Annotated in this window: 25 protein-coding genes, 1 tRNA gene and 1 pseudogene; 14 read left to right on the forward strand and 13 right to left on the reverse strand. The window is 67.7% G+C overall.

From position 1 onward, the window contains the following. The first annotated feature begins 183 nt into the window (after nucleotides 1-183). Nucleotides 184-1,323: an FMN-dependent L-lactate dehydrogenase LldD gene (gene lldD / locus ACVWYO_RS13845; protein WP_457351693.1), complete on the forward strand. Its 1,140-nt coding sequence runs from the start codon at nucleotides 184-186 to the stop codon at nucleotides 1,321-1,323. 43 nt (nucleotides 1,324-1,366) lie between these two features. On the opposite strand, the gene ACVWYO_RS13850 is transcribed toward lldD, so the two are convergent. From ACVWYO_RS13850 to ACVWYO_RS13880, 7 genes are all read right to left on the reverse strand, one after another. After that, the gene (locus tag ACVWYO_RS13850) at nucleotides 1,367-3,676 is read right to left on the reverse strand and encodes a molybdopterin cofactor-binding domain-containing protein (protein ID WP_457351695.1); all 2,310 of its coding nucleotides are present in this window, start codon (nucleotides 3,674-3,676) and stop codon (nucleotides 1,367-1,369) included. Continuing rightward, nucleotides 3,673-4,137, reverse strand: a complete 465-nt coding sequence (locus ACVWYO_RS13855) for a (2Fe-2S)-binding protein (RefSeq protein WP_457351697.1) — start codon at nucleotides 4,135-4,137, stop codon at nucleotides 3,673-3,675. The genes ACVWYO_RS13850 and ACVWYO_RS13855 overlap by 4 nt, the downstream gene beginning before the upstream one ends. Then, nucleotides 4,134-5,426, reverse strand: a complete 1,293-nt coding sequence (locus ACVWYO_RS13860; protein ID WP_457351699.1) for a c-type cytochrome — start codon at nucleotides 5,424-5,426, stop codon at nucleotides 4,134-4,136. Before ACVWYO_RS13860 ends, ACVWYO_RS13855 begins: the two co-directional genes overlap by 4 nt. 183 nt (nucleotides 5,427-5,609) lie before the next feature. Continuing rightward, complete coding sequence (locus tag ACVWYO_RS13865) at nucleotides 5,610-5,813, reverse strand: hypothetical protein (RefSeq protein ID WP_457351701.1); 204 nt, start codon at nucleotides 5,811-5,813, stop codon at nucleotides 5,610-5,612. A gap of 236 nt (nucleotides 5,814-6,049) precedes the next feature. Further along, a tRNA-Trp gene (locus ACVWYO_RS13870) sits at nucleotides 6,050-6,126 on the reverse strand. Nucleotides 6,127-6,173: 47 nt separating this feature from the next. Further along, entirely contained in the window at nucleotides 6,174-8,534 is a 2,361-nt protein-coding gene (locus ACVWYO_RS13875) for a putative bifunctional diguanylate cyclase/phosphodiesterase (protein WP_457351703.1), read from the reverse strand. Nucleotides 8,535-8,650: 116 nt separating this feature from the next. After that, complete coding sequence (locus ACVWYO_RS13880) at nucleotides 8,651-10,432, reverse strand: fatty acyl-AMP ligase (protein WP_457351705.1); 1,782 nt, start codon at nucleotides 10,430-10,432, stop codon at nucleotides 8,651-8,653. A 125-nt stretch (nucleotides 10,433-10,557) separates the two neighbouring features. Here ACVWYO_RS13880 and ACVWYO_RS13885 point away from each other — a divergent pair, with 125 nt between their 5' ends. From ACVWYO_RS13885 to ACVWYO_RS13905, 5 genes and pseudogenes are all read left to right on the forward strand, one after another. Next, a complete protein-coding gene (locus ACVWYO_RS13885) occupies nucleotides 10,558-11,109 on the forward strand; it encodes a regulatory protein RecX (protein WP_457351707.1) in 552 nt (183 codons plus the stop codon). Nucleotides 11,110-11,212: 103 nt separating this feature from the next. Continuing rightward, on the forward strand, nucleotides 11,213-11,803 hold the full coding sequence (locus tag ACVWYO_RS13890) for a cold-shock protein (RefSeq protein WP_457351709.1): 591 nt from the start codon (nucleotides 11,213-11,215) through the stop codon (nucleotides 11,801-11,803). Between the two features lie 8 nt (nucleotides 11,804-11,811). Continuing rightward, nucleotides 11,812-12,303: a DUF192 domain-containing protein gene (locus ACVWYO_RS13895; protein WP_457351711.1), complete on the forward strand. Its 492-nt coding sequence runs from the start codon at nucleotides 11,812-11,814 to the stop codon at nucleotides 12,301-12,303. Between the two features lie 42 nt (nucleotides 12,304-12,345). Beyond that, entirely contained in the window at nucleotides 12,346-12,738 is a 393-nt protein-coding gene (locus tag ACVWYO_RS13900) for an NADH:ubiquinone oxidoreductase subunit NDUFA12 (protein ID WP_457351713.1), read from the forward strand. A gap of 212 nt (nucleotides 12,739-12,950) precedes the next feature. Continuing rightward, a pseudogene (locus ACVWYO_RS13905) lies at nucleotides 12,951-13,166 on the forward strand (DUF2155 domain-containing protein); the annotation flags it as partial. Nucleotides 13,167-13,201: 35 nt separating this feature from the next. Here the strand turns inward: ACVWYO_RS13905 and aat are convergent. The 5 genes from aat to ACVWYO_RS13930 all read right to left on the reverse strand — a co-directional run bounded on the left by aat (nucleotide 13,202) and on the right by ACVWYO_RS13930 (nucleotide 17,307). Further along, nucleotides 13,202-13,942, reverse strand: a complete 741-nt coding sequence (gene aat / locus ACVWYO_RS13910; RefSeq protein ID WP_457351715.1) for a leucyl/phenylalanyl-tRNA--protein transferase — start codon at nucleotides 13,940-13,942, stop codon at nucleotides 13,202-13,204. After that, a complete protein-coding gene (locus ACVWYO_RS13915) occupies nucleotides 13,939-14,664 on the reverse strand; it encodes a ParA family protein (protein WP_457351717.1) in 726 nt (241 codons plus the stop codon). The genes aat and ACVWYO_RS13915 overlap by 4 nt, the downstream gene beginning before the upstream one ends. 192 nt (nucleotides 14,665-14,856) lie before the next feature. Beyond that, nucleotides 14,857-15,234 (reverse strand): hypothetical protein, encoded by a 378-nt coding sequence (locus ACVWYO_RS13920; RefSeq protein ID WP_457351719.1) that lies wholly within the window; start codon nucleotides 15,232-15,234, stop codon nucleotides 14,857-14,859. 101 nt (nucleotides 15,235-15,335) lie between these two features. Continuing rightward, a complete protein-coding gene (locus ACVWYO_RS13925) occupies nucleotides 15,336-16,730 on the reverse strand; it encodes a Y-family DNA polymerase (RefSeq protein ID WP_457351721.1) in 1,395 nt (464 codons plus the stop codon). A gap of 70 nt (nucleotides 16,731-16,800) precedes the next feature. Continuing rightward, the gene (locus ACVWYO_RS13930) at nucleotides 16,801-17,307 is read right to left on the reverse strand and encodes a DUF1993 domain-containing protein (protein WP_457351723.1); all 507 of its coding nucleotides are present in this window, start codon (nucleotides 17,305-17,307) and stop codon (nucleotides 16,801-16,803) included. A gap of 94 nt (nucleotides 17,308-17,401) precedes the next feature. Between ACVWYO_RS13930 and ACVWYO_RS13935 the strand changes: the two genes are divergently transcribed. Then, nucleotides 17,402-17,728, forward strand: a complete 327-nt coding sequence (locus tag ACVWYO_RS13935) for an Mpo1-like protein (protein ID WP_457351725.1) — start codon at nucleotides 17,402-17,404, stop codon at nucleotides 17,726-17,728. On the opposite strand, the gene ACVWYO_RS13940 is transcribed toward ACVWYO_RS13935, so the two are convergent. Continuing rightward, on the reverse strand, nucleotides 17,725-17,901 hold the full coding sequence (locus ACVWYO_RS13940; RefSeq protein WP_457351727.1) for a hypothetical protein: 177 nt from the start codon (nucleotides 17,899-17,901) through the stop codon (nucleotides 17,725-17,727). The two genes, ACVWYO_RS13935 and ACVWYO_RS13940, sit on opposite strands and share 4 nt — an antisense overlap. Nucleotides 17,902-17,938: 37 nt before the next feature. Here ACVWYO_RS13940 and ACVWYO_RS13945 point away from each other — a divergent pair, with 37 nt between their 5' ends. The 7 genes from ACVWYO_RS13945 to ACVWYO_RS13975 all read left to right on the forward strand — a co-directional run bounded on the left by ACVWYO_RS13945 (nucleotide 17,939) and on the right by ACVWYO_RS13975 (nucleotide 24,835). Further along, on the forward strand, nucleotides 17,939-18,931 hold the full coding sequence (locus tag ACVWYO_RS13945; RefSeq protein WP_457351729.1) for a cysteine synthase A: 993 nt from the start codon (nucleotides 17,939-17,941) through the stop codon (nucleotides 18,929-18,931). Between the two features lie 50 nt (nucleotides 18,932-18,981). Next, nucleotides 18,982-19,284: a hypothetical protein gene (locus tag ACVWYO_RS13950; protein ID WP_457351731.1), complete on the forward strand. Its 303-nt coding sequence runs from the start codon at nucleotides 18,982-18,984 to the stop codon at nucleotides 19,282-19,284. A 332-nt stretch (nucleotides 19,285-19,616) separates the two neighbouring features. After that, nucleotides 19,617-20,117, forward strand: a complete 501-nt coding sequence (locus ACVWYO_RS13955) for a division/cell wall cluster transcriptional repressor MraZ (RefSeq protein ID WP_457351733.1) — start codon at nucleotides 19,617-19,619, stop codon at nucleotides 20,115-20,117. Further along, on the forward strand, nucleotides 20,114-21,073 hold the full coding sequence (gene rsmH, locus ACVWYO_RS13960; RefSeq protein ID WP_457351735.1) for a 16S rRNA (cytosine(1402)-N(4))-methyltransferase RsmH: 960 nt from the start codon (nucleotides 20,114-20,116) through the stop codon (nucleotides 21,071-21,073). Before ACVWYO_RS13955 ends, rsmH begins: the two co-directional genes overlap by 4 nt. Beyond that, nucleotides 21,073-21,687 (forward strand): hypothetical protein, encoded by a 615-nt coding sequence (locus tag ACVWYO_RS13965; protein ID WP_457351737.1) that lies wholly within the window; start codon nucleotides 21,073-21,075, stop codon nucleotides 21,685-21,687. The genes rsmH and ACVWYO_RS13965 overlap by 1 nt, the downstream gene beginning before the upstream one ends. Beyond that, on the forward strand, nucleotides 21,684-23,423 hold the full coding sequence (locus ACVWYO_RS13970; protein WP_457351739.1) for a peptidoglycan D,D-transpeptidase FtsI family protein: 1,740 nt from the start codon (nucleotides 21,684-21,686) through the stop codon (nucleotides 23,421-23,423). Before ACVWYO_RS13965 ends, ACVWYO_RS13970 begins: the two co-directional genes overlap by 4 nt. Further along, complete coding sequence (locus ACVWYO_RS13975; protein WP_457351741.1) at nucleotides 23,420-24,835, forward strand: UDP-N-acetylmuramoyl-L-alanyl-D-glutamate--2,6-diaminopimelate ligase; 1,416 nt, start codon at nucleotides 23,420-23,422, stop codon at nucleotides 24,833-24,835. The genes ACVWYO_RS13970 and ACVWYO_RS13975 overlap by 4 nt, the downstream gene beginning before the upstream one ends. Nucleotides 24,836-24,886 lie beyond the last annotated feature (51 nt).

Consider the following 24,886-nt stretch of genomic DNA (forward strand, 5'->3'; position numbering starts at 1 on the left):
TCCCGCTGCGTGGCGCTGGCTGAGGCTGTGCGGTTTGCCACGTGCGGTCTTCGCAAGCGCCGGAACAAGCATTCCAATTCGGCGCTGCGGCTGCCGCACGCGTCACGTCGCGGACGGCGATGAAAGCTCCTAGCCGCGCTGCGGAGCACGATACGACGACGCCGCCACGAAGGACTGCGACAGATGAGCATCATTGCCTCGATCGACGATTATCGCGAGGCCGCGCGGCGCCGGCTGCCGCGCTTCCTGTTCGATTATGCCGATGGCGGCGCGCTCGGCGAGGAGACGATGCGGCGCAATGTCTCCGACCTTGCCGAGATCGCGCTCCGCCAGCGGGTGTTGCAGGATGTCGCGAGCATCGATCTGTCGACGCAGTGGTTCGGCAATCGCGTCCCGCTGCCGGTAGCGCTGGGGCCGATCGGGATCGGCGGCATGTTTCGCCGTCGCGGCGAGGTGCAGGCGGCGCGGGCGGCGGCGCGGCACGACATTCCGTTCACTCTGTCGACCGTCGGCATCTGTTCGCTCGACGAACTGCGCGTCGGCGTGCCCGACGCGCGCCTGTGGTTCCAGCTCTACATGGTGCGCGATCGCGGGTTCATGCGCGATCTCATCGCGCAGGCGCGCGAGAAGGGGGCCAAGGCGCTCGTCTTCACCGTCGACATGCCGACCCCCGGCATCCGCCGCCGCGATCCGCATTCGGGCATGTCGGGCCCGGGCGGCCCCGCCCGGCGCGCGGTGCAGGCGATCGGCAAGCCGAACTGGGCGTGGGACGTCGGCCTGCACGGTCGGCCGCACCAGCTCGGCAATCTCGTCCCCGTGCTCGGCGCGGACAGCGGGATGGACGATTACATCGCGTGGATGGCGAAGAATTTCGATCCGGGGATCCGCTGGGCCGATCTCGACTGGCTGCGTGCCGCCTGGGACGGTCCGTTGGTCATCAAGGGCATCCTCGACCCTGAGGATGCGCGCGACGCGGTGCGCTTCGGCGCGCAGGGGATCGTCGTGTCGAACCATGGCGGGCGTCAGCTCGACGGCGTGCTCTCGACCGCACGCGCGCTTCCGGCGATCGCCGATGCGGTCGGCGATGATGTGACGCTGTTCGCGGACGGCGGCGTGCGCTCTGGGCTCGACGTGGTGCGGCTGCTCGCGCTCGGCGCGCGCGGCGTGCTGCTTGGCCGGGCATGGCTGTGGGCGCTGGCGGCACGCGGCGAGGCGGGCGTCGACGAGATGCTGGCGATGCTGACGCACGAGATGCGCGTCGTGATGACGCTCGCGGGATGCAACCGGATCGAGACGCTCGACCGGACCAACCTCGCCGAATGAGCGCCGTATCGCGCGGCACCCGGCCGGGCGCCGCGCGATGGGGTCAGCGGGCGCGCAGCGCCGCCAGGACCGCAGCCGGCGTTATCGGGATGTGGCGCAGTCGCGCGCCCGTTGCCGCGTAGATCGCATTGCCGATCGCCGGGCCGACGACGGTCGTCGCGGGTTCGCCAAGCCCGACGGGCACCTCCGCGCTGTCGGCGAAGCTGATGTCGAGTTCGGGCACGTCGGCGATGCGGAGCGGCGTATAGGTGTTGAGGTTGGTGTCCTTCACCTGGCCCGCGGCGAATGCGGTGCCCTCGTGCAGCGCCATGCTCAATCCCCACAGCGCGCCGCCCTGCACCTGTGCCAGCGCGCCGTCGGGATCGACGATCGTCCCGGCATCGACCGTAAGGGTCAGCTTCTCGACCCGGACGATCCCGCTCGCGCGATCGACATGGACCTGTGCGACACAGGCGACCCAGGTCGGCATGTCGCGTTCCTGACCGAAGCTGGTCGCGATGCCTAGGCCGGTATCGGCGGGCAATGGGCGACCCCAGCCGGCTTTGGTCGCGGCCTGGCGCACCATCTCGGCCTGGCGCAACGCGCCGCCGACCGCGTTGGGCGCCGAGCCGGCGTTGCGGCCCTTGCCGGTCAGCAGCTTGAGCCGGAACGCCACCGGGTCGGTCTTGGTGTGGTGCGCCGCCTCGTCGATGAAGCTCTCGAGCGCCCAGTTGGTCCAGCCTGGTCCCACCGAGCGCAGCCAGCCCGGGCGGAAGGTGGCGTTGGCGAGATCGTTGGCGACTGCGCGGACCTTCTGGTGGCCGACATCGTACCAATGGTCCGCACCCGAGATCGCGAAGGGGTCGTATTGGCCGCCCTTCTTGGTCTTGGCGAGCAAGGTCGGGCCGGCGATCACCTGTGTCGGCCAGCCGGCGCAAGCGTGATGCTCCATCGCCTGGATCTGGCCGCTGCCGTCGAACTGCATCCGCAACCGCTGCACCGAGGGCGAGCGCACCGAATCGAAGCGCGCATCGTCCTCGCGCGTCAGGATCATCTTGACCGGGCGGCCGAGCGCCTTGGTCGCGAGCGCGGCGGGGATCGTATAGTCGCCGTTGAGCCGCCGCCCGAACCCGCCGCCGAGCAGATAGCTGCGCAGCACGACCTTGGTTTCGGCGACTCCCAAAGCCTTGGCGAGCGTCGGCAGGATCAGGCTCTGCCACTGGTTGCCGGTGTGGATCTCGAACACGCCGTCCTTCTCGAACGCGAGCGCGTTGAGCGGTTCGAGCTGGAAATGCAGCACGGTCGCGGTGGTGTAGATTTGCTCGATCGTGCTCGCCGCCGCCGCGCCGAAATTGGGCGTGCTGTCGTCGTCGGCGATGTCGAGCTGGATGCCACCATCGGCCTTGGCGACGAGCGCGCGAGCATGGTCCTGCAGCGTCTGCTCGGTCATGTCGGCGCCGGGACCGGCGGTCCAGGTGACCTCGAGGAGGTCGGTCGCCTTGAGCGCGGCGTAATAGGAGCTGGCGATCACCATCACCCAGCCGGGCACGGTATCCGACGGATCGTCGAGCACCAGATAGCGCAGATAGCCTTTGACCTTCTTGGCCGCGGCGTCGTCGACCGAGACGACCTTGGATCCGTTGCGCGTCGGCGGCAGCTTCGGGCGGGCGTAGACCATCCCCGGCAGCTTGGCGTCGATGCCGTAGACCGCGGTGCCGTTGGTCTTGGCGTCGATGTCGAGGCCATGCGTCTCGCGCCCGATCAGGCGGCGCTCCTTGACCGGCTTGATCGGCAGCGCCTTGAGCTCGTCAGGCGTGAATTGCCGCGCGACGGTGCCGCTCTTGGCGATGTCGCCATAGGACATGGAACGCCCGCCGGCATGGACCGCGCCACCCTTCGCGGTGCAGCCGGCGGGGTTGGCGCCCATCAGCTTGGCGCCCGCTTCGATCAGCGCGATCCGGCCCGCGGCGCCCGCCTGACTGAACACCGGGAAGGTCTGCCACACCGACCAGCTGCCGCCGGTGACCATCAGCCCCCATTTCGGATCGCTGTCGACATGGACGATGCGGACCTTGTCCCAATCCGCCTCGAGCTCGTCGGCGAGGATGCGCGCGAGCGCGGTGCCGACATGCTGGCCCATCTCGGCGCGGATGATGTTGACGGTGATGATCCCCGTCGCATCGATGCCGAACCAGATCGTCGGTTCGAACTGCGGACCGGTGGCGGCCGCTGGCACGCCGCCGGGCACTGCCGGGTCGATCGCCGCGAGCACGCGCGAGAAGCCGAAGGCGACGCCGGCCGCGCCGCTCGCGACGAGGAAGCTGCGGCGGCTGAACGGCGAGGCGGCGTCGGCGTGCGAGGCGAGGCGGCTCATGGCTTGGCTCCCATCGCGGCGGCGGCCTGCTTGATCGCCGCGCGGATGCGGACATAGGTCATGCAACGACACAGGCTGCCCGTCATCACCGCGTCGATCTCCGCGTCGCTGGGGGCGGGGAAATCCTGGAGCATCGCCGCCGCCTGCATGATCTGACCCGACTGGCAGTAGCCGCATTGCGGCACCTGCAGCGCGCGCCACGCCTGTTGCAGCGGATGGTTCGAGGCCGGGTCGAGGCCCTCGATCGTCGTGACGGCAGCACCCTCGACCGCGGCGAGCGGGGTGATGCACGAGCGCGTCGCGCGCCCGCCGACATGGACGGTGCAGGCGCCGCACATGCCGATCCCGCAGCCGAACTTGGTGCCGGTGAGGCCGATATGATCGCGGATCACCCACAGCAACGGAGTGTCGTCGTCGACGTCGGTGGTCACCGTGCGGCCATTGATGGTGAAGCTGGTCATTGTCCCTCGCCCTGCGCGCGGATGGTGGCGACTTTGCTTTCGAGATCGGTCCAGGCCGGCTTGGCCGTCCGGGTGCTCCGCAGATAGGCGGCGATCCGCGCGACGTCGGCGTTGGTGAAGCCGTGCGCGAAGCCCGGCATCACGATGCCCGGCGCCCCGTCGCGCGCGCTCACGCCGTACAGGATGACGCGGATCAGATTGGTCGGATCGGCGAGGTTGACCGCGCTGTTGAGCGCCAGGTCGGGGCGCAGCGGGTTCAGCTGGCGCCCGTTATAGTGGCATGATGCGCATGCGCTGGCATAGAGCCGGGCAGCGGGGTCGTAGCTCAGCCCGGTGCCGATCGAGTCGGCGGCGAGCGCGTGCGCGATGGCAGCCGTGTCGCGCGCACCCGCTTCCGCCGATCCGTTGCCGCTGGCGAAATAAGTGGCGATCGCGGCGATGTCGGACGCGGGGAGCTGCGACAGGCCGCGCGCCACTGCGCTCATCGGGCCGGCGGCGGTGCCGTGATAGCGGCTGACGCCGGTGCCGAGATAGGCGACGAGTTCGGCCTGCGTCCACGCCGCGGGCGAGGGGTTGGTCTTGCTCAGCGGCGGCGCGATCCAGCCGTCGATCGGCGCGCCGGCATACGCGCGATCCTTGAGCTCGGCGCCAAGCTTGCCGCGCGGGGTATGACAGGCGGCGCAATGGCTCAGCCCCTCGGCAAGATAGGCCCCGCGGTTCCACGCCGCACTCTGCGCGGGTTCGGGGCGGAAGCGACCGGGGGTGAAGAACAGCGTCTTCCACCCGGCCTGCAACAGACGGATGTTGAGCGGGAAGGGAACGGTGTTGGCGCTGGCCTCCTGGCGCACCGGCGGCCGCGTCATGACATAGGCATAGAGCGCGGCGACGTCGCCGTCGGTCAGCTTGGTAAAATGGTCGTAGGGGAAAGCGGGGAACAGATGCGCGCCGTCGCGCGCGACACCCTCGTGCATCGCGCGGCGGAAGGCGGGTTCGGACCATGCGCCGATCCCGGTCGCCGCGTCGGGGGTGATGTTGGTCGAATAGATCGTGCCGAACGGCGTCGCCATCGCATAGCCCCCGGCGAACGGCTTGCTGCCCTTGGCGGTGTGGCACGAGGCGCAATAGCCCGCGCTCGCCAGCACTTCGCCTTGCGCGATCAGCGCAGGCGCGAAGCTGGCGGGGGCGGGCGGGGCGATCTCGGCGATCGCCGGGCGCCAGGCGAAGATGCAGAGGGCGGCAAGCGCGACGGCAATACAGCCGACGATGCCGATCAGCACGCGCTTCAGCACGGCGAACACGATCCCATACACAGCCCTCTTGAATGGATGACGTCCACGGTGGCGTCATCGACCCGTATTCATCTCGCGTCCAGTGGTCCTTTGTAACTACGGGGTATCCGCAGAACCGCGGAGACGGCGGTGGGTCCGGAGCGCTGGGAGCACCGCTGTCGGGGCCATCAGAAGGTCGCGCCGTCATGCTCGAATCGGGCCCGCGTGGCGGTGCTTGCGCGCGTCATTACCCGGTCGCGGATTGCGCAGTGAGCCGAGGGTCTGAAGCCGCCCGCACGCGATCGGTTCGACCAGCCAATCGTCGCGGCCCCCCGATTCGACGTCGGCTGTCGCCTTGCTGCGCTCTTCGTCGCGGTGGTGGGCAGAGGCGACGGCGATCGTGCTCATGCGACCGAACCTAATGCCGCCACCGCAGCCTGCTCTCGCGCAGCCTCCAGCATCGTGCGACCCATGGGTCGACCAGACCCGAGTCAACGCGGGTCCGACGGCGTAGTGGGCTACCATTCTGCTATTTTGAACAGGCCATCCGCCGCTGGCCGACACGCTCGAATTCCGACGTGGGACCGAGGCTTTGTGCGTATCCCGAAGGATGACGCGGCCTAGAGCGAGGATCGCCAGGCGACTGGCAGGGGAGCTCGGACTCGAACCGAGGGCCTTCGGTTTTGGAGACCGACGCTCTAACCAACTGAGCTACACCCCTATCAGGTGGGCTCGTTTAGCGAGAGGTTGCCCGCGCTGCAAGCGTCCTCATGCAGCTTGGCGATCGTGCGCCGCACGTTGTGCCAAAACGCGCGCTTCCTCGACGGGGAGCGGACGGCCGAAATAATAGCCCTGGACCTTGGTGCACCCCAATTGCTGGACCATGACATGCTCGTCCTCGGTCTCGACCCCCTCGGCGGTCGTCGCCATGCCGAGGCTCTGCGCGAGCGCCACCACCGCGCGGATGATCGCGATCGCCTCAGGCACCTTCTTCGAAGCGCCGATGACGAAGCTGCGGTCGATCTTGATCGTCGAGAAGCGCGTGCGGCTGAGATAGCCGAGCGACGAATAGCCCGTCCCGAAATCGTCGAGGCTCAAGCGCACGCCGAGATCGAGGATCCGCTCGAGCACCTTCACCGCGCCGGTATCGTCGCGCATGAACACGCTTTCGGTCACTTCGAGCTCGAGCCGGCGGGCGGGCAGGCCGCTATTTGCCAGCGCCGAGGCGACGACCGCGACGAAGCCGGGGTTATGAAGCTGTTCGGGCGAGACGTTGACCGCGATGCGCGCATCGCCCGGCCATGTCGCCGCCTCGGCACAGGCCGAGCGCAGCACCCATTCGCCGATCGAGCCGATCAGCCGCGCATCCTCGGCGAGCGGGATGAACTTGACCGGTGAGATCGGGCCGAGTTCGGGATGGGTCCAGCGCACCAGCGCCTCGAACCCCGTCAGCAGCCCGCTGCCGGCATCGACGACGGGCTGATAGGTGAGGTGCAGCTCGTCGTTCGTCAGCGCCTTGCGCAGCGCCTGTTCGAGCACGCGGCGTTCCTCGGCGGCGACGTGGAGCTGCGGCTCGTAATGATGGAACTTGCCGCCGCCGGCGTCCTTCGAGCGGTAGAGCGCAAGGTCGGCCGAGCGGATCAGCATCTCGGTGGTGCGGCCGTCACGCGGGCCGGTGGCGACCCCGACGCTTGCGCCGGTGTAGAGCGTGTGATGATCGAGATCGTAGGGGCGGGCGAGCGCGTCGACGATCGTCTGCGCAAGCGTCTCGAGCCGCTGCGTATCGCTCGCGTCGCGCACGACGACCGCGAATTCGTCGCCGCCGAGTCTGCCGATGACCTCGTTTTCGGTCATCAGCGTCGCGAGCCGCTCGGCAACGCGGCCGAGCAGCCGGTCGCCGATCGGATGGCCGAGCGTGTCGTTGACCGCCTTGAAGCGATCGAGATCGATCATCATGAAGGCGCAGCGGCTGCCCCATTTCTCGGCATTGGCCATCGCGCGCGCCAGCGCCTCGTTGACGTGGAGGCGATTGGGCAAACCGGTGAGCGTGTCGAAGCGCGCCATGCGGTTGATCTTTTCCTCCGAGGCGCGCTGTTCGGTGACGTCCGCACCCACCCCGCGAAAGCCGAGGAAGGCGCCCTGTTCGTCATAGCGCGGATTCGCGGCGATCTCGTACCAGCGCTCCTGGTCGGCGACGCAAACCGGCAGGACGAGCCCGCGAAACGCCGCGCGGCCCTTGAGGTGTTCGGCAAGCGTACGCAGCGCGGGCGCGAAATTGCCCGCTTCCCAGGTCTTGCCGGCGAGCACTTCGAGCAGCGATTTGCCGTTGACCCCGGCGGGATCGAGCCCGACCGACAGCGCGAAGCGCGGCGAGGCGCGCAAGACGCGACGGGCCGCATCGGTTTCCCACAGCCAGTCGGCGCCATCCTCCTGCTTGGCCTCGCGCAGCAACAGGCTGACGGTTTCGTCGCGCTCGGCCAGCGCGATCTCGCCCGCGCGGACGATGACCAGCGCGCGTGCGCGGGTGAAGCAGCCGATCATCAGCAGCGTGGTGAACAGGGCTACCGACGCTGCGAGCACCGGCCCTGCGACGCGCAGCACCATCACCGACACAGCGAGGCCGAGGATCCCGAGAAAACTCAGCGTGGCGAGCGGCAGCGCCGCCATCGCCACCGCGGAGGCCGCCATCAGCACCGAGAGCACGATCCACAGCCCGAACGCGGTCCCGACATCGGAATGCGGCGCGAAGACCAGGGGCGGCACCGACCAGATCGCGGCGAGTGCGATGCCCTCGAGCACGGTGTCGCGCACATCGGCGAGCGTCGCGGCGCTGCTTGCGCGCTGCTTGGCGGCAAGCCGACGGAAGGTGATCGCCACCGCGATCGCGGCGACCACCGCACCCCAGCAGGCGAGCGCCCAGAGCGGTGCGATCGTGTCGAGGATCAGCGTCGCGAGCGCCGCGCCGACGAGATTGGTGGCGAGCAGGAACAGCGCCAATTGCCCGCCGCCATGGACCTGCGCCGCGCGGATCGGCGCCCAGTCTGTCGTGTCGGCCGGATCGTACAGCCCGAGCAACGCTCGCGCGTCGATATGCGGCTTGGCGAATTGCGATGTGTTTTCCGTGCTCACCGGCCGCCTATAGCCCGGCGAGCGTTACCGTAAGGTTAGGCGCGCATGCGGGGCGTTGCGGAGAGCGGTGACGCGCCGATAGGCGCGCCGTCCGCTCCCCGCGACCGACGCGATGCTTACGCCGCCAGGTCGTACGGCTTGATATCGCCGTTGAGGTAGAGGTTGCGCGCCTTGGCCCGGCTCAACTTGCCCGAGCTGGTGCGCGGCAGCGTGCGCGGCGGGATCAGTTCGATCACGCAGTTCATGCCGGTTACCGAGCGGACGCGCTCGCGGATTTCCTCGCGCAGGCGGACGCGCTCGGCATCGTCCGAGCTGCGGCACTGGACGAGCACGGCGGGGGTCTCTTCACCGCCCGGCGTGGTGATCGCGAAGGCGGCGATGTCGCCGGCCTTGAAGCCGGGGAGCTGCTCGACCGCCCATTCGATGTCCTGCGGCCAGTGGTTGCGGCCGTTGATGATGATCATGTCCTTGGCGCGACCGACGATGTAGACATAGCCGTCGCTGAGATACCCCATGTCGCCGGTGTCGAGCCAGCCATCGACGAGGCAGGCGTCGGTCGAAGCCTGGTCGCGGAAATAGCCGACCATCACCGAGGGACCCGAGCACCACAGCTTGCCGATCGCGCGCTCGGGAAGCGGCGTGCCGTCCTCCTCGCGGATCTCGACCTTCATGTCGCGCACCGGCCGGCCGCAATTGACGATCGCGCGGTAGCGTTGCGGGCGGTCCTCGCCGGCGGCAACGCCCGAGAGTTGGGTTTCCTCGACCAGTTCGACGCGGATCCCCTCGGCCGGGGGCATGATCGAGACCGCGAGCGTCGCTTCCGCCAGGCCATAGCTCGGCAGGAACGCGCTCGCCTTGAACCCGGCATCGGCGAAGGCATCGACGAAGCTTTGCATCACGTCGGGGCGGATCATGTCCGCGCCGTTGCCGGCGAGCCGCCAGCGCGCGAGGTCGAAGCGCTCGGACGCCTTGGTCTGGCTCGACATGCGTCGCGCGCAAATGTCATAGCCGAAGGTCGGCGAATAGCTGATCGAGGTGCCAGGGTTGCGGCTGATCATATCGAGCCACGCGAGCGGGCGCCGCGCGAAATCTTCGGTCTTGAGGTAATCGGTCGAAACCTGGTTGGCCACCGGCGACAGGAAGCAGCCGACCAGCCCCATGTCGTGATACCACGGCAACCACGAAATGCAGCGATCGCCTTCGATCAGCTGCATGCCATAAGCGTGCGCGGCGAGATTGTTGAGCAAGGCGTGGTGCGTGATCGCAACGCCGTGCGGGAAGCGCGTCGAACCGCTCGAATATTGCAGATAGGCGATGTCGTCGCCCTTGGCTTGCGGCAGCGCGACGTCGGGCGCGTCGCGTGTCGCGAGTTCGGACCAGTCGATGCCGGTGACACCCGCGACCTTGGCGGCATCGGCGCCCATCTGCGCGAGCTCCGGCGGGTAGATCAGCAGCACGGGATCGCAGCTGGCGAGCTGGACGCGGAGCTGTTCAATATAGGAGTCGCGGCCGCCGAACGAGGTCGGCAGCGGCAGCGGCACCGGCCAGGCGCCGGCATAGATGACGCCGAAGAAGAGCGCGGCGAATTCGGGGCTGGTCTCGGCAACGAGCGCGATCCGGTCTTCGGGCTTGATGCCCGAGGCGATCAGACGCCGCGCGGTCTGGAGCGCGTCGCCGCGCAATTCGGCGAACGGATAGGGGCGGGCGAGCGCACCGCGTGCATCGTGAAAATTCAGTCCGCGTTGCCCGCTTGCCGCATAATCGAGCGCTGCCCCCAGCGTTTCGAAATCGGCAAAGCGACGCGCAAGCGTGTCTTGGGTCGGTGTCGCATGCAGCGCAGGCGCTGCCGCCGCGTCCGTCCGCTCGCCCGCCTTAGTATCTATGGTCTTGAAATTCATTGGTCTTTGCGCCCTTGATCGCGGCATCCTGCTCTGGCCGCGCCTCTATGTCTCATCTTCAGCACGCACCCCTGCTTATGCCAAGCGTTCAAAATCGGGGCCGACTATGGCACAATGATGGCGTCATGCGTGAACCAGCCCCCAAACGACCCGCTCGCAAAGAGATACGCGTACCGCCGCCGTTAGATGCGGCGGCGCTCGAACGGCTCGCTTTGCGCTATGTCGAGCGCTTTGCGACGACCCGTGCGCGGTTGACGGCGTACCTCGTCCGCAAGATCCGCGAACGCGGCTGGGAAGGGACGGATGCTGCGCCCGAAGACCTTGCCGAGAAGCTCGCCGGCCTCGGCTATATCGACGATCGCGCCTTTGGCGAGGCGCGCGCGGCGGCGATGGGTCGGCGTGGCCTGGGCAAGCGCCGCGTCACCGGCGCGCTCCACCAGGACGGGCTCGACGAAGCCGATAGCGCCGCGATCGTCCCCGCGGTGGAGGATCGCGCGGTCGAGACCGCGCTGGCGTTCGCGCGCCGCAAGCGGATCGGGCCGTTCGCGCTCGTCGCCGCCGAACGGCCACTGCGCGAGAAGCACATCGCCGCGATGATTCGCGCCGGGCATGATTTCACGCTCGCCCGGAGAATCGCCACGATGGCACCAGGTGACATTTTTGATACGCTTAGTTAATGAACACTGTATAGTTTAAATAAATGTACCGGTTCGGCCCGAACAGCGGAAGACATTGCCTCCCGCACGGACCATGCTAATCATCGTGCCGGGGGTAGTGAAGATGCGAAACGAGACGATTCCGGCGCTTGGGGCACTGGATCGGAAAGAAGATGCGGCGCGCGATGAGGCGATGTCGGATGAGTTTGCGCGCGTCTATACTGGCGTGCTCAAATGGTTCGATATGACGCGCGGGTTCGGCTTTCTCGTCGCTGACGATGCGTCGGTCGGCGACATCCTGATCCATTTTTCGGTCCTGCGTGCGCACAACCGTCGCAGTCTGCCCGAGGGGGCGCGGCTCGAATGTCTCGCCGGGTTGCGCGACCGCGGCCTGCAGGCGACCGAAATCCTGTCGATCGACCTGACCAACGCGATCGAACCGCCGCAGCGCGCGCGCAGCGATTCGTTGCGGAGCGACGTGCTCGGCTTGCTTGACCAGGCCGGGCCGTTCGAGCCGGTGAGCGTGAAATGGTTCAATCGCCTCAAAGGCTATGGTTTCCTGATGCGCGACGGCGATACGGGCGATATCTTCGTCCATGTCGAGACGTTGCGCCGCGCCGGGTTTACCGAAGTCGAGCCCGGTCAGCGGCTCCGCGCGCGGATGATCGCGGGCGACAAGGGGCCGCTCGCCGTGGCGGTCGAAGAGGAAGGCTGAGCGTACCCATGTTGGTTTTGATCCCGCGCGCAGCGGCGCTCGCTTTGCTGCTGGCGACCGCGGGATGCGGCGCGGCGCCCTCCACCCCGGCGGCCGAGGCGGCCGCGGGGACGATCGCCCTGACGATCACCAGCAGCAACGGCGCCCACGCCTTCGCTGTCGAGGTCGCCAAGACCGAAGAGGCGCAGCAGCGCGGCTTGATGTTCCGTACCGACATTCCGCTCGATGGCGGGATGCTGTTCGCGCCCTATCCGCCCAAGGGCCCGCCGCGCGAAGCGAGCTTCTGGATGAAGAACACGCCGAGCCCGCTCGACATCCTGTTCATCCGCCCCGACGGGACGATCGCACGCATCGCCGAGAACACCGTTCCGCAATCCGAAACGCAGATCCCCTCGGGCGAGCCGGTGAGCGCCGTGCTCGAGCTGCGCGGTGGCCGCGCGCTCGATCTCGGGATCAGCGAAGGCGATCGTGTCAGCTGGCCCGGGCCCCCTGCGCAGTGATCGCGGTTGAAGGCGGCGCGAGCCCGCGCTAAGCGCTACGCCATGGGCATCAATCTCAATCCTTTCACCTGGTGGACCGGCGCGAGCTGGGGCACGGCCTTCGGTCTGCGCGGCAAGGCGCGTGTCGGCGAGGATTCGCTCGGCAACGTCTATTACGAAGGCGGCGCCGATACTGCGGGCAACCCGCGGCGCTGGGTGATCTATAACGGCGTCAACGATGCCAGCCGCGTGCCGCCCGAATGGTTCGGCTGGCTGCACCATCAGGTCGCCGATGTTCCCGCGCGCGCCTTGCCGGCGCCACGCGCCTGGCAGATCCCGGCCGAGCCTAATCTGACCGGTACGCTCGCCGCGTATCGGCCGAGCGGTGCGCTCGAAAAGGGCGGCGTGCGCGCCGCCGCGACGGGCGATTACGAAGCCTGGACCCCCGACGCGTGATTTGCCGCGCGCTGGCGGGCGCGCTGCTGGCGTCGATGGTGGCGCTCGCCGTGAGCGGTTGCGGCCCGACCAAGACCGCCGCACCGACGCAGCAGCCGACCCCCGAGACCGCGCTCGATGCCGATACGAGCGCTAGCAACATCGTTACGGTCGATGTCGCTGGCGGGGTCGACCCGAGCTTCGGTGCGACGCCGATGGCGCAGCGCGTCGCGATGCTGGGCCTGCTCAACAAACGGAACGGCGTGGCGCGTGACGTCGTGCTAAAGCCGGGAAATTCGGTGCGGGTCGGTGACGTCGTGATCCGCCTGCGCGCGTGCGAACAGACCGCCCCGTGGGAGCAGGAGCATTATACCGGCGCGTTCGTACAGCTCGACGTGCAAGGCACCGACAAGGTCTGGCGCCGCCCGTTCTCGGGCTGGCTGTTCAAGGAACGCCCGGCGCTGAACGTCGTGCCACATCCGATCTATGACGTGTGGGTCAAAAGCTGCGCGATGACCTTTCCCGAAGGCGGCCCCGACTCGGTTGCAGCGGGCGGGGCGGGCGATGCGAGCGGGAAGCCGCGGTCGAGCGCGAAGAAATCGGCGACGCCCGAGGACGATGCCGACGAACCGATCGCCGAGGATACCGCGGGCGACAGCAACGCCAGATAGGCATCGCGGCTGATCTCGATCGCGCCGAGCGAGGCGAGGTGATCGGTCATGAACTGGCAGTCGAGCAGGCTGAACCCGCCGACGCGCAGCCTTGCGACGAGCCAGGCGATTGCCACCTTCGAGGCGTCGCGCGCGCGGCTGACCATGCTCTCGCCGAAAAAAGCGTGGCCGAGAGCCAAGCCGTAGAGCCCGCCGACCAGCGTCTCGCCGTCCCACACCTCGATCGAATGCGCGAAGCCGAGCGTGTGGAGCGTGTTGAAGACCTGCTCGATCGGCCCGTTGATCCAGGTGTCGGGGCGGTCACCCACCGATTCGGCGCACAGCTGCAGGATCTGTCCGAAGGCCTGATCGGCGGTGACGCGGTAGCGCTCGGCGGCGATCGTCTTGCGCAGCGAATGCGAGAGATGAAACCCATCGAGCGGCAGGATCGCGCGATCATTGGGTTCGACCCAATAGACCTCATCAATGTCGCGCCCGTCGGCCATCGGGAAGACGCCGACCGAATAGGCGCCGAGCACGAGATTGGGGTCGAGCGGCGTAATGCGCGGCTTCACGCGGCGAGGCGGCGCTCGATCGCCTGCCACAATTGCGCAAACGCCTGCGCCCCCGCCGAGCCCGGCGCGAAGCTGCCGACCGCGGCGCGGCGGACGGTGACCTGCTCGACCTGGCTCGCCATCGGGATGACCGGCCAGTCGGGATGGCGCGCGAGCGCTTCGGCATGGAGCTTGCGCCGGCGGTCGACCATCGAATGGACCGGCATCAGTTGGACCTTGGTGCCGAGATGCTTGGTGACCTCGGCCAGCGCGCGTTCGGAGAGCGGGGAGGGGATGACGGGAACGACGATCAGGTCGGCGGCGCGCATTACCTGGTCGCTCGTCTCGGTCAGCCCGGGCGGGCAGTCGAGCAGCACGCGGTCGTAATTCTTGCGCAAGCCGACGAGCAGCTTCTGCAGCCGCTTCTTCTTGTCGAGTTCGTGGAAGAGCAGATCGAGCCCGCGCAGCGACGCATCGGCGGCGAGCAGGTCGAGCCGCGGGACCGCGGTCTGCTCGATCAGCTTTTCGGGTTCGACGTCCTTGGCGAACACCGATTGCGCCTGGTCGCGCACCTTGGTGCCGGCGGGCCGGTTCGACAGGAGGAAGCTCGAGGCGGCCTGCGGATCGAGATCCCAGAGCAGCGTGCGGCGCGACGACAGCGTTGCGGCGCACCAGGCGAGGTTCACCGTCAGCGTGGTTTTGCCGACGCCGCCCTTGAGGCTGTAGATCGCGATCGTCGCCATGAAGGGTCCTTATCGTATCGAACGACCCATCGTGGCCAATCGCCGCGGGAGAGGCAAGGTGTTGGGAGAGTTGAAGCCCCTCCCCTTTAGGGGAGGGGTTGGGGGTGGGGCGGTGTCTCACCGAGAATAACGGCTGCAGTCACTTCCCCACCCCAACCCCTCCCCTGAAGGGGAGGGGCTTAAGAAAGAAACTTACAGGTCGCAGAGCTGCGCAGGCTTGCCCGGCTGGGTGAGCGTGACGGCCTTGGGGTTGCCGGTCAGCACATAGCCATCGGCCTTGAGCGGATCGCCGGCCTTGTCGGCGGTGAGCTTGACCGGGGTCGCGTCGGCCTTGGACTTGACCAGCACCTGCTTGTCGCCTTCGAAGAAGGTGACGTAGACGAGGCTGTTGTCCTTGCAGCGCAGCGTCGCTTCGGACTTGATCGCGGGCGGGAGCTCGACCGGCGCCTTGTTGGCGAGCACCGACGCCATCGGGTCGGGCGTGACCGAGGTCACTTCGGTCGGCTTGCTGTCGCAGGCCGAAAGGGCAAGGAGCGCGAACGCGGCGGTGGGGAAGAGTCGATTGGTCATGCCAGAGGCTTCGCGCACGCAACATTGTGCGTCAAGAGGGTAGTGTTAGCGCGGCGTACACTTTCTTGCGTTGCAATAAATCGGTCATCTGAGGTTCATCTTCATTCATGGAATTCGTCGAGATCCGGGATTCTGCCAAAGGCGATCTTGGTCCCGATCCGGTCGATTCGCTCACCATGCTGGGGACCGAGGCTGACCGCGTTGCGTCCGAACCTCTCGTTGATTCGGTCCATCGCGCGGTTGAGCGCGAGCGTGCGCGTTTCGCGCGCGAGCGGGTCATCGGGGTCAAGCAAGCCGAACAGCGAGTCCTGCTCGCCCGAGACCGGCTCGATTTCGGCGAGCGTCACGCCGACCATGCGGATCTGGAAATCGCCCGGCCGCGTCCGCCCTGCCGCGATCAGCCGCGGGAAGAGCGATTCGAGCGCGGCGAGCACGACGAAACTGTCCTGCGTCGCGGGCAATTTGACCGAGGTGCGCCATGTCGACTTGTCGTCCTCGAAGCGTGCATGGAGCACCAATAGTCGAGCACGGCATTGCTTGCGGCGCAACCGGCTGGTCGCCTTGAAGGCGAGCCGGCGCGCGGTGAGACGAACGGGCACGACGCCGCGCTTGCCCGGAGAAAGGACGTGGCTGTGGCCGATGCTGCGACTTTGCGTGGCCTTTTCGGGCAGGTCGACACCGTGGAGCTGATACCAGAGCCGATCGCCATTGGTGCCGCCCCAGGCGGTGCCGGCGTCGCGCGGGCGGCGCTCGCAATATCGCCGGATGTCGTTGATCCCGTCCTGCGCGAGCCGTCGCTCCATCTTCGCGCCGATGCCGCTGATGTCGCGCAACTGGAGATTGTAGAGCCGCTGTGGCAGGGCGGCGGCTTCGAGCACGACGAGTCCGTCGGGCTTCTGCATGTCCGACGCGAGCTTGGCCAACAGGCGGTTGGGCGCGATGCCGACCGAGCTCGTCAGGCATTCGCCGACATTGGCCAGGATACCCGCCTTGATCCGCCGCGCCAGCGCGGTCGCAGCGGCGACGCTGTTTTCATTGTCGAGCAGGCGACACGCGACCTCGTCGATCGAACAGACCTTGGTGACCGGGATGTGCTTCCAGATCTCGGCGACGATCGCTTCGTGGAATTCGACATATTTGTCGTGGCGGGCGGGAACGACGATCAGCTCGCGGCAGAGCCTTTTCGCCTCCCACACCGGCGTGCCTGTGCGGATGCCGTAGCGCTTGGCCTGGATGCTGGCGGCGATCGCGACGGTGGTGTCGCTGTCGACCGGCGCGACGAGGATCGGCTTGCCGCGCAGTTCGGGCGCGAGCTGTTGCTCGACCGCGGCGAAATAGCTGTTGAGATCGAGGAAGAGCCAGCGCAGCGGGCGGGGCGGGAAGCTATGAAGATCGGCCGCCTGCGGGGCAGGGGCGGGCACGGGTTGGTCGCAATGTTCCGCGCCGTAGGAGGTGACGGCGCGATCGGCGGCCGACTCGGAATATGGCGAGAACATGTCGGGAACATAGCAGTGCTCGCCAGGACACGCCAGCGCTGCCGCCGGCGTGTCCTGGCGTCATCGCAGGTCAGATACCGCCGAGATAATCCAGCTTGCCAAGCGGAACGCCCTTCATCCGGAGCAGGCCGTAAGCCGTCGTCATGTGGAAATAGAAGTTCGGCAACACGAAGGTCTGGACGAAGCCGAGGCCGGTAAAGTCGAAGGTCTGACGCGGCGTCTGCAACGAAACCGCGGCGGCTTCCTTGCCGTCGATCGCATCGCGTGGGACTGTCTTCAGGAACTCGATCGTCTTGGCGATGCGTGCGTGGAGATCGGCGAAGCTCTTTTCCTCGTCGGCCATCACGACATTTTCGACCCCGCCGAGCCGTACGGCCGTGCCCTTGGCGCTGTCGCTGACGCGCTGGACCTGGCTGATCAGCGGCGCCATATCTTCGTACAAACGCGCTTCGAGCAGCTCGGACGGGTCGATGCCTTTCTCGGTGGCGAACGCTTCACCCTTGGCAAGGATCGCGTCGAGCGATTCGAGATTGCGGATGAAGATCGGGATTGTGAGATCGTAGAGCGACGTCGACATGGCATGGTCCCCTTGTGGTGCCGCCAAGATGGGGCGCCCAACGGGGCTTGCAACGGGGCTTGCAACGGGCGCGGGTCAGGATAGCATCGGCGGCATGGCGCATCCGATCACCCGCTTCGCCGATTTCTGGCATCACTATCTGCGCGAGCACGCCCGGCCCGAGACGCGTGCGCTGCATTATGCCGGCACCGCGCTGACCTTTCTGTTTCTCGCGCTCGCGCTGCAATGGGGCGGGTGGTGGTGGCTGGCGCTGCCCGTGGCGGGGTATGGCTTTGCCTGGGGCGCGCATTTCGGCGTCGAGAAGAACCGCCCGGCAACCTTCACCTATCCGCTCTGGTCGCTGGCGAGCGATTACCGGATGTTCTTCCTGTGGCTGAGCGGACGGCTCGGACCGCACCTGCGCGCGGCGGGAGTCGCCTAGCGCGCCGCGACCACGTCGGTGCGGGCGAAATCCTCGCCCGTGACGAGCAATCGCTGGAGTCGGGGGTGGCGGGATTCCGCGGGCTGCGGCCATGGCCGCTGAACCGTCATCGCCACCTCCAGCGCCCACGCCACGTCGCCCCGGCCGGATTTGTCGTCAGCCGGGTCGAGCATCCATTGCAGGGGCGGGCAGGCACGCTATGTCTGCGCGATGCACACCACGCCCACCACGCTCGCGCTCATCGGCAACACCCCGCTCGTCCTGTTGAAGGGGCCGAGCGAAGCGGCCGGCGCCGAAATCTACGGCAAATGCGAATTCGCCAACCCCGGCGCTTCGGTCAAGGACCGCGCCGCGCTCGGGATCGTCGAGGATGCCGAGGCGCGCGGGAGCATCGCGCCGGGCGGCACCTTCGTCGAGGGGACCGCGGGGAATACGGGGATCGGGCTCGCGCTGGTCGCCAATGCCAAGGGCTACAAGACGATCATCGTCATGCCCGAGACGCAGAGCCGCGAGAAGATGGACACGCTGCGCGCGCTCGGCGCCGAACTGGTGCTGGTGCCCGCGGCGCCCTATTCGAACCCGGCGCATTTCGTCCACACTTCGCGCCGGATCGCCGAGGAAACGCCAAACGCGGTCTGGGCCAACCAGTTCGACAACATTGCCAACCGCAAGGCGCACATCACCGGCACCGCCGAGGAAATCTGGGCGCAGATGGACGGGCGAATCGATGGTTTCACCTGTGCGGCGGGGACCGGCGGGACGATCGCGGGCGTCGGCATGGGGCTAAAGGCCAAAAACGAGGCGGTGTGCATCGCACTCAGCGACCCGCACGGCGCAGCGCTTTACGAATATTATGCGCATGGCGAATTGAAGTCGGAAGGATCGTCGGTCGCCGAAGGAATCGGGCAGGGGCGAATCACCGCCAATCTCGAGGGCGCGCCGATCGACACGCAGTTCCGCATTTCGGATGCCGAAGGGATGGAATGGGTGACTCGCCTGCTCGCCGAGGAAGGGCTGTGCCTCGGTCTTTCGTCGGGAATCAATGTCGCCGGGGCGGTTCGCCTCGCGCGTCATCTCGGCCCCGGCAGCCGAGTCGCAACCATCCTGTGCGACACCGGTTTCCGTTACCTCTCAACGCTCTATAACAGAACGTGGTTGGAGGCTAAGGGGCTCGTCGTTCCACCCTGGTTACGGCACGACTGATCGCGGGATCGACAACCGCGTCTTAACGCGTTACATTTATGCCACAGCTTATGAAATTCATCGCCCAGGATCCGGCTCAGACGAGCCAGCGCGCCAAGGTCGGCATGATCGGTCTCGCCGCCGTTTTGCTGCTTATCGGCCTCGCTTCGGCGATTTTCGCGACCGCCAACCATGATCGGCAGGTCGCGGCGATCGGCAGCGCGAGGCCCGACGTCGTTGCCAACATGGTTGCTGCAAACACCACGGATCCCAACGCGCCCAAGGAGCCGCTCGCCGAACTGGGTGTCGCGCCGAGCGCCGCCACACCCGACGGCAATACCACCGAAGCGCCACCCGCCGGCGCCGCGCGCTGAGCGTGGGAGGCGTGGGGATTTTACGGGAATATGCGCCGCAGCCGGGTTTCTGTGCGGGATATCTCGCGCATGTCGCGTCTTCTCTTCGAACACACCGAGAACGATCTGATTTGACCAGAAAAAGTTCGGGGCTGAATCGAAGCGATTGAGCCCGTTTCCCGGGAAATCCCCTCATTTCCCCTTGTGTCCCCGATGAGCCCCATGATACCTGTTCGGTACAGGGACAGATTCATCTCGCCTGCGCTTCATGCGCTGACACTGCAGGCACCGAAATTCGCGACAGATGCGTTTTTCGGTTCGGGAGAGGTTTGTCCGCCGTGTGCGGGGGAAGCGTGGAAGACCGGAGCGATTATCAGGGGGAGGGACTCGGTCTTGTCGACGACAAGGGCCGGGTCGCGATTCCTGCATCGCTGCGGCAGGCGCTCGCCGCCAACAGCCCGCGCGCCGACGGCAAGGACGGCGGCACCGTCATCATCGGCGTCCATCCCGAGCAGACCTGCCTGCGCGCCTATGATCCCGGCTATGTCCGCATCCTCAAGGCCGAGGTCGAGGATCTCCAGGCGCGTCACATCGCCGAACATGGCAAGCCCGATTTCAACCTGAAACGCCGCAACGCGAGCGGCGAGGCGGTGCCGTTCGATGGCTCGGGGCGCTTCATCATGCCCGGCTTTCCGCGCGATTACGCCCAGATCGGCGAGAACGCGTTCTTCTGGGGCACGTTCGACTGGATCGACATCTGGGATCCCAAGACGCTGCTCGACGCGGTCGGCGTCGACGACGCGATGCAGGCGGCGTGCCGCTATCATTGCAAGGCCAAGGGGATCGCGCTGTGAGCCTTGTGATCCACGACGATGCCCCGCACATCCCGGTGCTGATCGACGAAGTGCTCGACGCGCTCGCGATCGAAGCGGGCGAAACGCATGTCGACGCGACCTTCGGCGCGGGCGGCTACACGTCGGGTATGCTTGCGCTGGGGGCGCGCGTGTTCGCCTTCGATCGCGATCCCGCTGCGATCGCGGCGGGCGCGGCACTGGTCGAGGCCGCGGCTGGCGCACTGACCTTGGTGCCGGCGACCTTTTCGGCGCTCGACAGCGAACTCGCCGCGCGCGATGCTGTCCCGGTACAGGGCGTGACGATGGATATCGGCGTGTCATCGATGCAGCTCGATCAGGCCGAACGCGGCTTCTCGTTCCAGTCCGACGGCCCGCTCGACATGCGGATGAGCCAGGAGGGGGAGAGCGCCGCCGACTTCCTCAACACCGCCGACGAAGCCGAGATCGCGCGGGTCATCAAGGACTATGGCGAGGAGCCGCGCGCGCGTCGCGTCGCGCAGGCGATCGTCTACAACCGCCCGATCGCGCGCACCGGGGAACTCGCGCGGATCGTGCGCAAGGCGCTTGGTTACAAGCCGCACGACAAGAAGGATCCCGCGACGCGGACCTTCCAGGCGATCCGCATCCATATCAACCGCGAGCTGGGCGAGCTCGAAGACGGCCTCGCCGCCGCCGAACGCGCGCTCGCGCCCGGCGGTCGGCTCGCGATCGTGACCTTTCACAGCCTGGAAGATCGCATGGTCAAGCGCTTCCTGCGTGAGCGCTCGGGATCGCTGCCGTCGGGGTCGCGGCATCTGCCCGAGGTCGCGGCAAAGCACGCCCCCAGTTTCGAAGAGGTCGGTCGCCCGGTGAAGGCGAGCGAGGACGAGATCGCGCGCAATCCCCGCGCGCGGTCAGCAACACTGCGGACGGCACGACGGACCGGTGCCGCCGCATGGTCAGAAGGAAGTTTGTAATGCTGGGTCTTGCGGGCAAGAGTCTCGGTTGGTTCCTCGCCGGCGTCGCGGTGGCGCTCGGCTTCCTGCTGGTGCCGCTCCAGGTCGCGGCCGAGCGCAAGAAGCTCGACCGGACCGCCGCCGAGATCCTGCGCGCCAAGCGTGACATCCGTGCGCTCGAGACCGAGTTCGACACGCGCGCCAATCTTGCCCAGCTCGACAAATGGAATGCCGAGACCTTGGGGCTGGTCGCCCCGGCGGCGGACCAGTTCGTCGCCGACGAAGCGGCTTTGGCCTCGATCGAACCGACGCAGCGTGGCACGGCGCCGCAAATGGCCTCGTTCGTCCCTGCCGCGCCGTTCGCCGCGACGACCAGCCAGCAGCCGGTGATCCAGCCTGCGGTCGCGACCGCCGTCACCCCTGCCGCGCCGCGCGCCGCCGCCCCCGCGCAACGTGCCGCCCCAGCGCCGGTCACGCGTGCTGTTGCCGCACCCGCCGCCCGCACCGCGATGGCGTCGGTCAGCCGCGAACGACCCCGCGCCGCGGTCGCCTTGCTCGATCGCGCCTTGCTCGACGACAGCGTGATCGGTGATCTGCGCAGCAGCGCGCGCACCGAAAAACAGGGATCCCGATGAGCACGTTGGTCGCACGCCCGGTCCCGGCACGCCGGTCGAACGATCAGCGCCATGCGCTGGTCGCGGTGGCGCATGTGCGGCTGATGATGCTGATGCTGCTGATCGCTGCAGGGTTCTTGCTGGTGATCGGGCGGATCGCGCTGCTCGGGCTGTTCGGCGGCCCGGCGGGCGCGGCGACGCTCGCGATCAATCCGGTGGTGCGCGGCGACATTCTCGACCGCAACGGCCAGCCGCTCGCGCGCACGATCGAGGCATGGACGATCGGCGTACGTCCGGGCGACGTGCTCGGCGACCGGCAGGAACTGGCGGGGCGGCTCGCCGGACTGATGCCCGAGCATGATTCGGCCTGGTATCTCGACCGGCTGACGATGAAGGCCAAGTTCACCTATCTCGACAAGCACGCCTCGCCCGCGATGGTGAACCAGATCCATGCGCTCGGCGAACCCGGCATCGTCTTCGCGCGCGAGCCCGAGCGCCTGTACCCGCAATCGACGATGGCCGCGCACGTGCTCGGCTATATCGGGCCGACCGGCACCGATCCCAAGATCCTCGGTCGCGCCGGCGTCGAGCGCGCGTTCGAGCAGCGGCTGACCGACCCGACGCGGCGCGGCGACGCGATCGCGCTGTCGGTCGATGCGCGCGTACAGGGCGCGATGGAGAGCGAACTCAGCCGCGCCATGGTGATGTTCCAGGCGCGCGCGGCGACCGGGCTGGTGCTCGACGTGCATACCGGCGAGGTGATCGCGATGGCGTCGCTCCCGGTCTACAACCCCAACAAGCTGACCGGCACGAGCAGCGACGCGCTGCGCAACAACGTCACGCAGTCGGTCTACGAGCTCGGCTCGACCTTCAAGCCGATCACGATGGCGACCGCGATCCAGACCGGCACGATCACCTCGATGGCGCGGCGCTTCGATGCGACCGCCCCGCTCAAGGTCGGCAGCTATACGATCCATGACGAGCGCGGCGATCCCAAGCGCTGGCTCAACATCCCCGAAACGCTGATCTATTCGTCCAACGTCGCGACCGCGCGGATCGCCGACGAGATCGGCAAGGACAAGCTTTCGGCGATGTTCACCGCGATGGGCTTTGGCGAGCGCCCCTCGATCGAGCTGCGCGAGCGCGCCGGGCCGATCTGGCCGCGCTATTGGGGCCGCACCACGGTTATGACGACGGCGTACGGCCACGGCATCGCGGTGACGCCGCTGCATCTCGCCAATGCCTATGCGACGATGGTCAATGGCGGCATCTGGCGGCCGACGACCCTGCTCAAGGTCGCGCCGGGCAAAGCCGCGGGGGGGCGGCGCGTGCTGAGCGAACAGACCAGCGCGCGGATGCGCCAGTTGCTGCGGCTCGTCTGCCTCTACGGCACTGGCCGCAAGGGCGATGCGCCGGGCTACCGCGTCGGCGGCAAGACCGGCACCGCCGAGGCGGCGTCGAACGGCGGTTATGATCATCACCGCAACGTCGCGACCTTCGTCGCCGCCTTCCCGATGGATGCGCCGCGCTACGTCGTGCTGGCGATGCTCGATTCGCCGCAGGGCACCAAGGAAACCGGCGGCTGGAAGACCGCGGCGTGGAACGCGGCGCCCGTCGTCGGGCGCGTGATCGCGCGCACGGGGGCGATCCTTGGCGTGATGCCCGATACGCGGCGCGAAGTGAATCTCGCCGATCTGCGGCCGATGCTGAGCCTCGTCGCCGGCGCCACGCCGCCGACCGGCGGAGAAGAGCAATGAAGCTTTCGGCGCTGGTTCCCGGCGCCCCGGACTCGACGGTGACGGGCTTTGCGATCGACCATCGCAAGGTCGCGCCGGGCGTAGTGTTCGGTGCGTTTCAGGGCGCGGTCGTCAATGGCGAGGATTTCGTGCCAGCCGCGGTTGCCGGTGGCGCGATTGCAGTCGTCGCGCGGCCGGAGGCGGCGGTCGAAGGCGCACTGCATGTCGCCGATGCCGAGCCGCGGCGAAAGTTCGCCGAGCTGGCGGCGCGGTATTTCGCGCCCTTCCCTCAAACCGCGGTCGCGGTGACGGGAACCAATGGCAAGACCTCGACCGTCGAAATGGTGCGACAGGTGTGGCGGATGGCGGGCTTCCATGCTGCCTCGATCGGGACGCTGGGGGTGACGACGGGCGACGACCAGGTCTCGACCGGGCTGACCACGCCCGACGTGGTCACCTTCCTGTCGAACGTCGCCGGCCTCGCCCGCGAGGGGGTGAGCCATGTCGCGTTCGAGGCGTCGAGCCACGGGCTGTCGCAATATCGCACCGAGGGTTTGCGGGTTTCGGCGGCGGCGTTCACCAATCTCAGCCGCGATCATCTCGATTATCATGGCACGATGGAGGCGTATCTCGAGGCCAAGCTGCGGCTGTTCTCCGAGGTATTGGTCGAGGGCGGCGTCGCGGTGGTGTGGGCTGACGACCCCATGTCGGCGCGCGTCGTCGCGGTCGCGCGGTCGCGCGGGATCCGGGTGATCTCGGTCGGGGCGCGGGGCGGGACGCTCAAGCTCGTCGGGCGCGTGCCGACCTTGCTCGGGCAGGGGCTCGAGATCGCAGCCGAGGGCAAGACCTACACGATCAATCTGCCGCTGATCGGCGCGTATCAGGCGGCCAATGCGCTGGTCTCGGCCGGGCTGGTGATCGCGGCGGGCGGGGATGTGGCGACGACGCTTTCGGCGTTGTCGCGGCTGCAGCCGGTGCGCGGGCGGCTCGAGCGCGCGGTGATCGCGCAAAGCGGTGCGCCGGTCTATGTCGATTACGCCCATACCCCCGATGCGCTCGAGGCGGCGATCTCGGCGCTGAAACCGCATGCCGCGGGCAGGCTGATCGTGGTGATCGGCGCGGGCGGCGACCGTGACCAGGGCAAGCGCGCGCCGATGGGCGCGATCGCGGCGGCGATGGCGGACCAGGTGATCGTGACCGACGATAATCCGCGGTCGGAGGACCCGGCGGTCATCCGCGCGATGGTGCTCGCGGGCGCGCCGGGCGCGAGCGAGATCGGGTCGCGGCGCGAGGCGATCGGCGCGGCGATCGCAGCTGCGGGGCCGCAGGATATCGTCCTGATCACCGGCAAGGGTCATGAGCAGGGGCAGATCGTCGGCGATCTGGTGCTGCCGTTCGACGATGTCAGCGTCGCGCGGGAGATGGCGGCGTGAGGGGCGGGCAATTTCCTCCCCTCCCCTTCAGGGGAGGGGCCGGGGGTGGGG

The organism is Sphingomonas sp. UYP23 (assembly GCF_054059235.1).

Bases quoted from the DNA above. Each gene is read 5' to 3' on its own strand.
- ACVWYO_RS13965 (WP_457351737.1), top strand. From the start codon at position 21,073: ATGCTGGGTCTTGCGGGCAAGAGTCTCGGTTGGTTCCTCGCCGGCGTC.
- ACVWYO_RS13945 (WP_457351729.1), top strand. From the start codon at position 17,939: ATGCACACCACGCCCACCACGCTCGCGCTCATCGGCAACACCCCGCTC.
- ACVWYO_RS13880 (WP_457351705.1), bottom strand. From the start codon at position 10,432: ATGAATTTCAAGACCATAGATACTAAGGCGGGCGAGCGGACGGACGCG.
- ACVWYO_RS13975 (WP_457351741.1), top strand. From the start codon at position 23,420: ATGAAGCTTTCGGCGCTGGTTCCCGGCGCCCCGGACTCGACGGTGACG.
- ACVWYO_RS13850 (WP_457351695.1), bottom strand. From the start codon at position 3,676: ATGAGCCGCCTCGCCTCGCACGCCGACGCCGCCTCGCCGTTCAGCCGC.
- ACVWYO_RS13900 (WP_457351713.1), top strand. From the start codon at position 12,346: ATGGGCATCAATCTCAATCCTTTCACCTGGTGGACCGGCGCGAGCTGG.
- ACVWYO_RS13920 (WP_457351719.1), bottom strand. From the start codon at position 15,234: ATGACCAATCGACTCTTCCCCACCGCCGCGTTCGCGCTCCTTGCCCTT.
- ACVWYO_RS13915 (WP_457351717.1), bottom strand. From the start codon at position 14,664: ATGGCGACGATCGCGATCTACAGCCTCAAGGGCGGCGTCGGCAAAACC.
- ACVWYO_RS13925 (WP_457351721.1), bottom strand. From the start codon at position 16,730: ATGTTCTCGCCATATTCCGAGTCGGCCGCCGATCGCGCCGTCACCTCC.
- ACVWYO_RS13970 (WP_457351739.1), top strand. From the start codon at position 21,684: ATGAGCACGTTGGTCGCACGCCCGGTCCCGGCACGCCGGTCGAACGAT.
- ACVWYO_RS13940 (WP_457351727.1), bottom strand. From the start codon at position 17,901: ATGCTCGACCCGGCTGACGACAAATCCGGCCGGGGCGACGTGGCGTGG.
- ACVWYO_RS13885 (WP_457351707.1), top strand. From the start codon at position 10,558: ATGCGTGAACCAGCCCCCAAACGACCCGCTCGCAAAGAGATACGCGTA.
- ACVWYO_RS13895 (WP_457351711.1), top strand. From the start codon at position 11,812: ATGTTGGTTTTGATCCCGCGCGCAGCGGCGCTCGCTTTGCTGCTGGCG.
- lldD (WP_457351693.1), top strand. From the start codon at position 184: ATGAGCATCATTGCCTCGATCGACGATTATCGCGAGGCCGCGCGGCGC.
- ACVWYO_RS13930 (WP_457351723.1), bottom strand. From the start codon at position 17,307: ATGTCGACGTCGCTCTACGATCTCACAATCCCGATCTTCATCCGCAAT.
- ACVWYO_RS13855 (WP_457351697.1), bottom strand. From the start codon at position 4,137: ATGACCAGCTTCACCATCAATGGCCGCACGGTGACCACCGACGTCGAC.
- ACVWYO_RS13935 (WP_457351725.1), top strand. From the start codon at position 17,402: ATGGCGCATCCGATCACCCGCTTCGCCGATTTCTGGCATCACTATCTG.
- ACVWYO_RS13950 (WP_457351731.1), top strand. From the start codon at position 18,982: ATGAAATTCATCGCCCAGGATCCGGCTCAGACGAGCCAGCGCGCCAAG.
- ACVWYO_RS13865 (WP_457351701.1), bottom strand. From the start codon at position 5,813: ATGAGCACGATCGCCGTCGCCTCTGCCCACCACCGCGACGAAGAGCGC.
- ACVWYO_RS13890 (WP_457351709.1), top strand. From the start codon at position 11,213: ATGCGAAACGAGACGATTCCGGCGCTTGGGGCACTGGATCGGAAAGAA.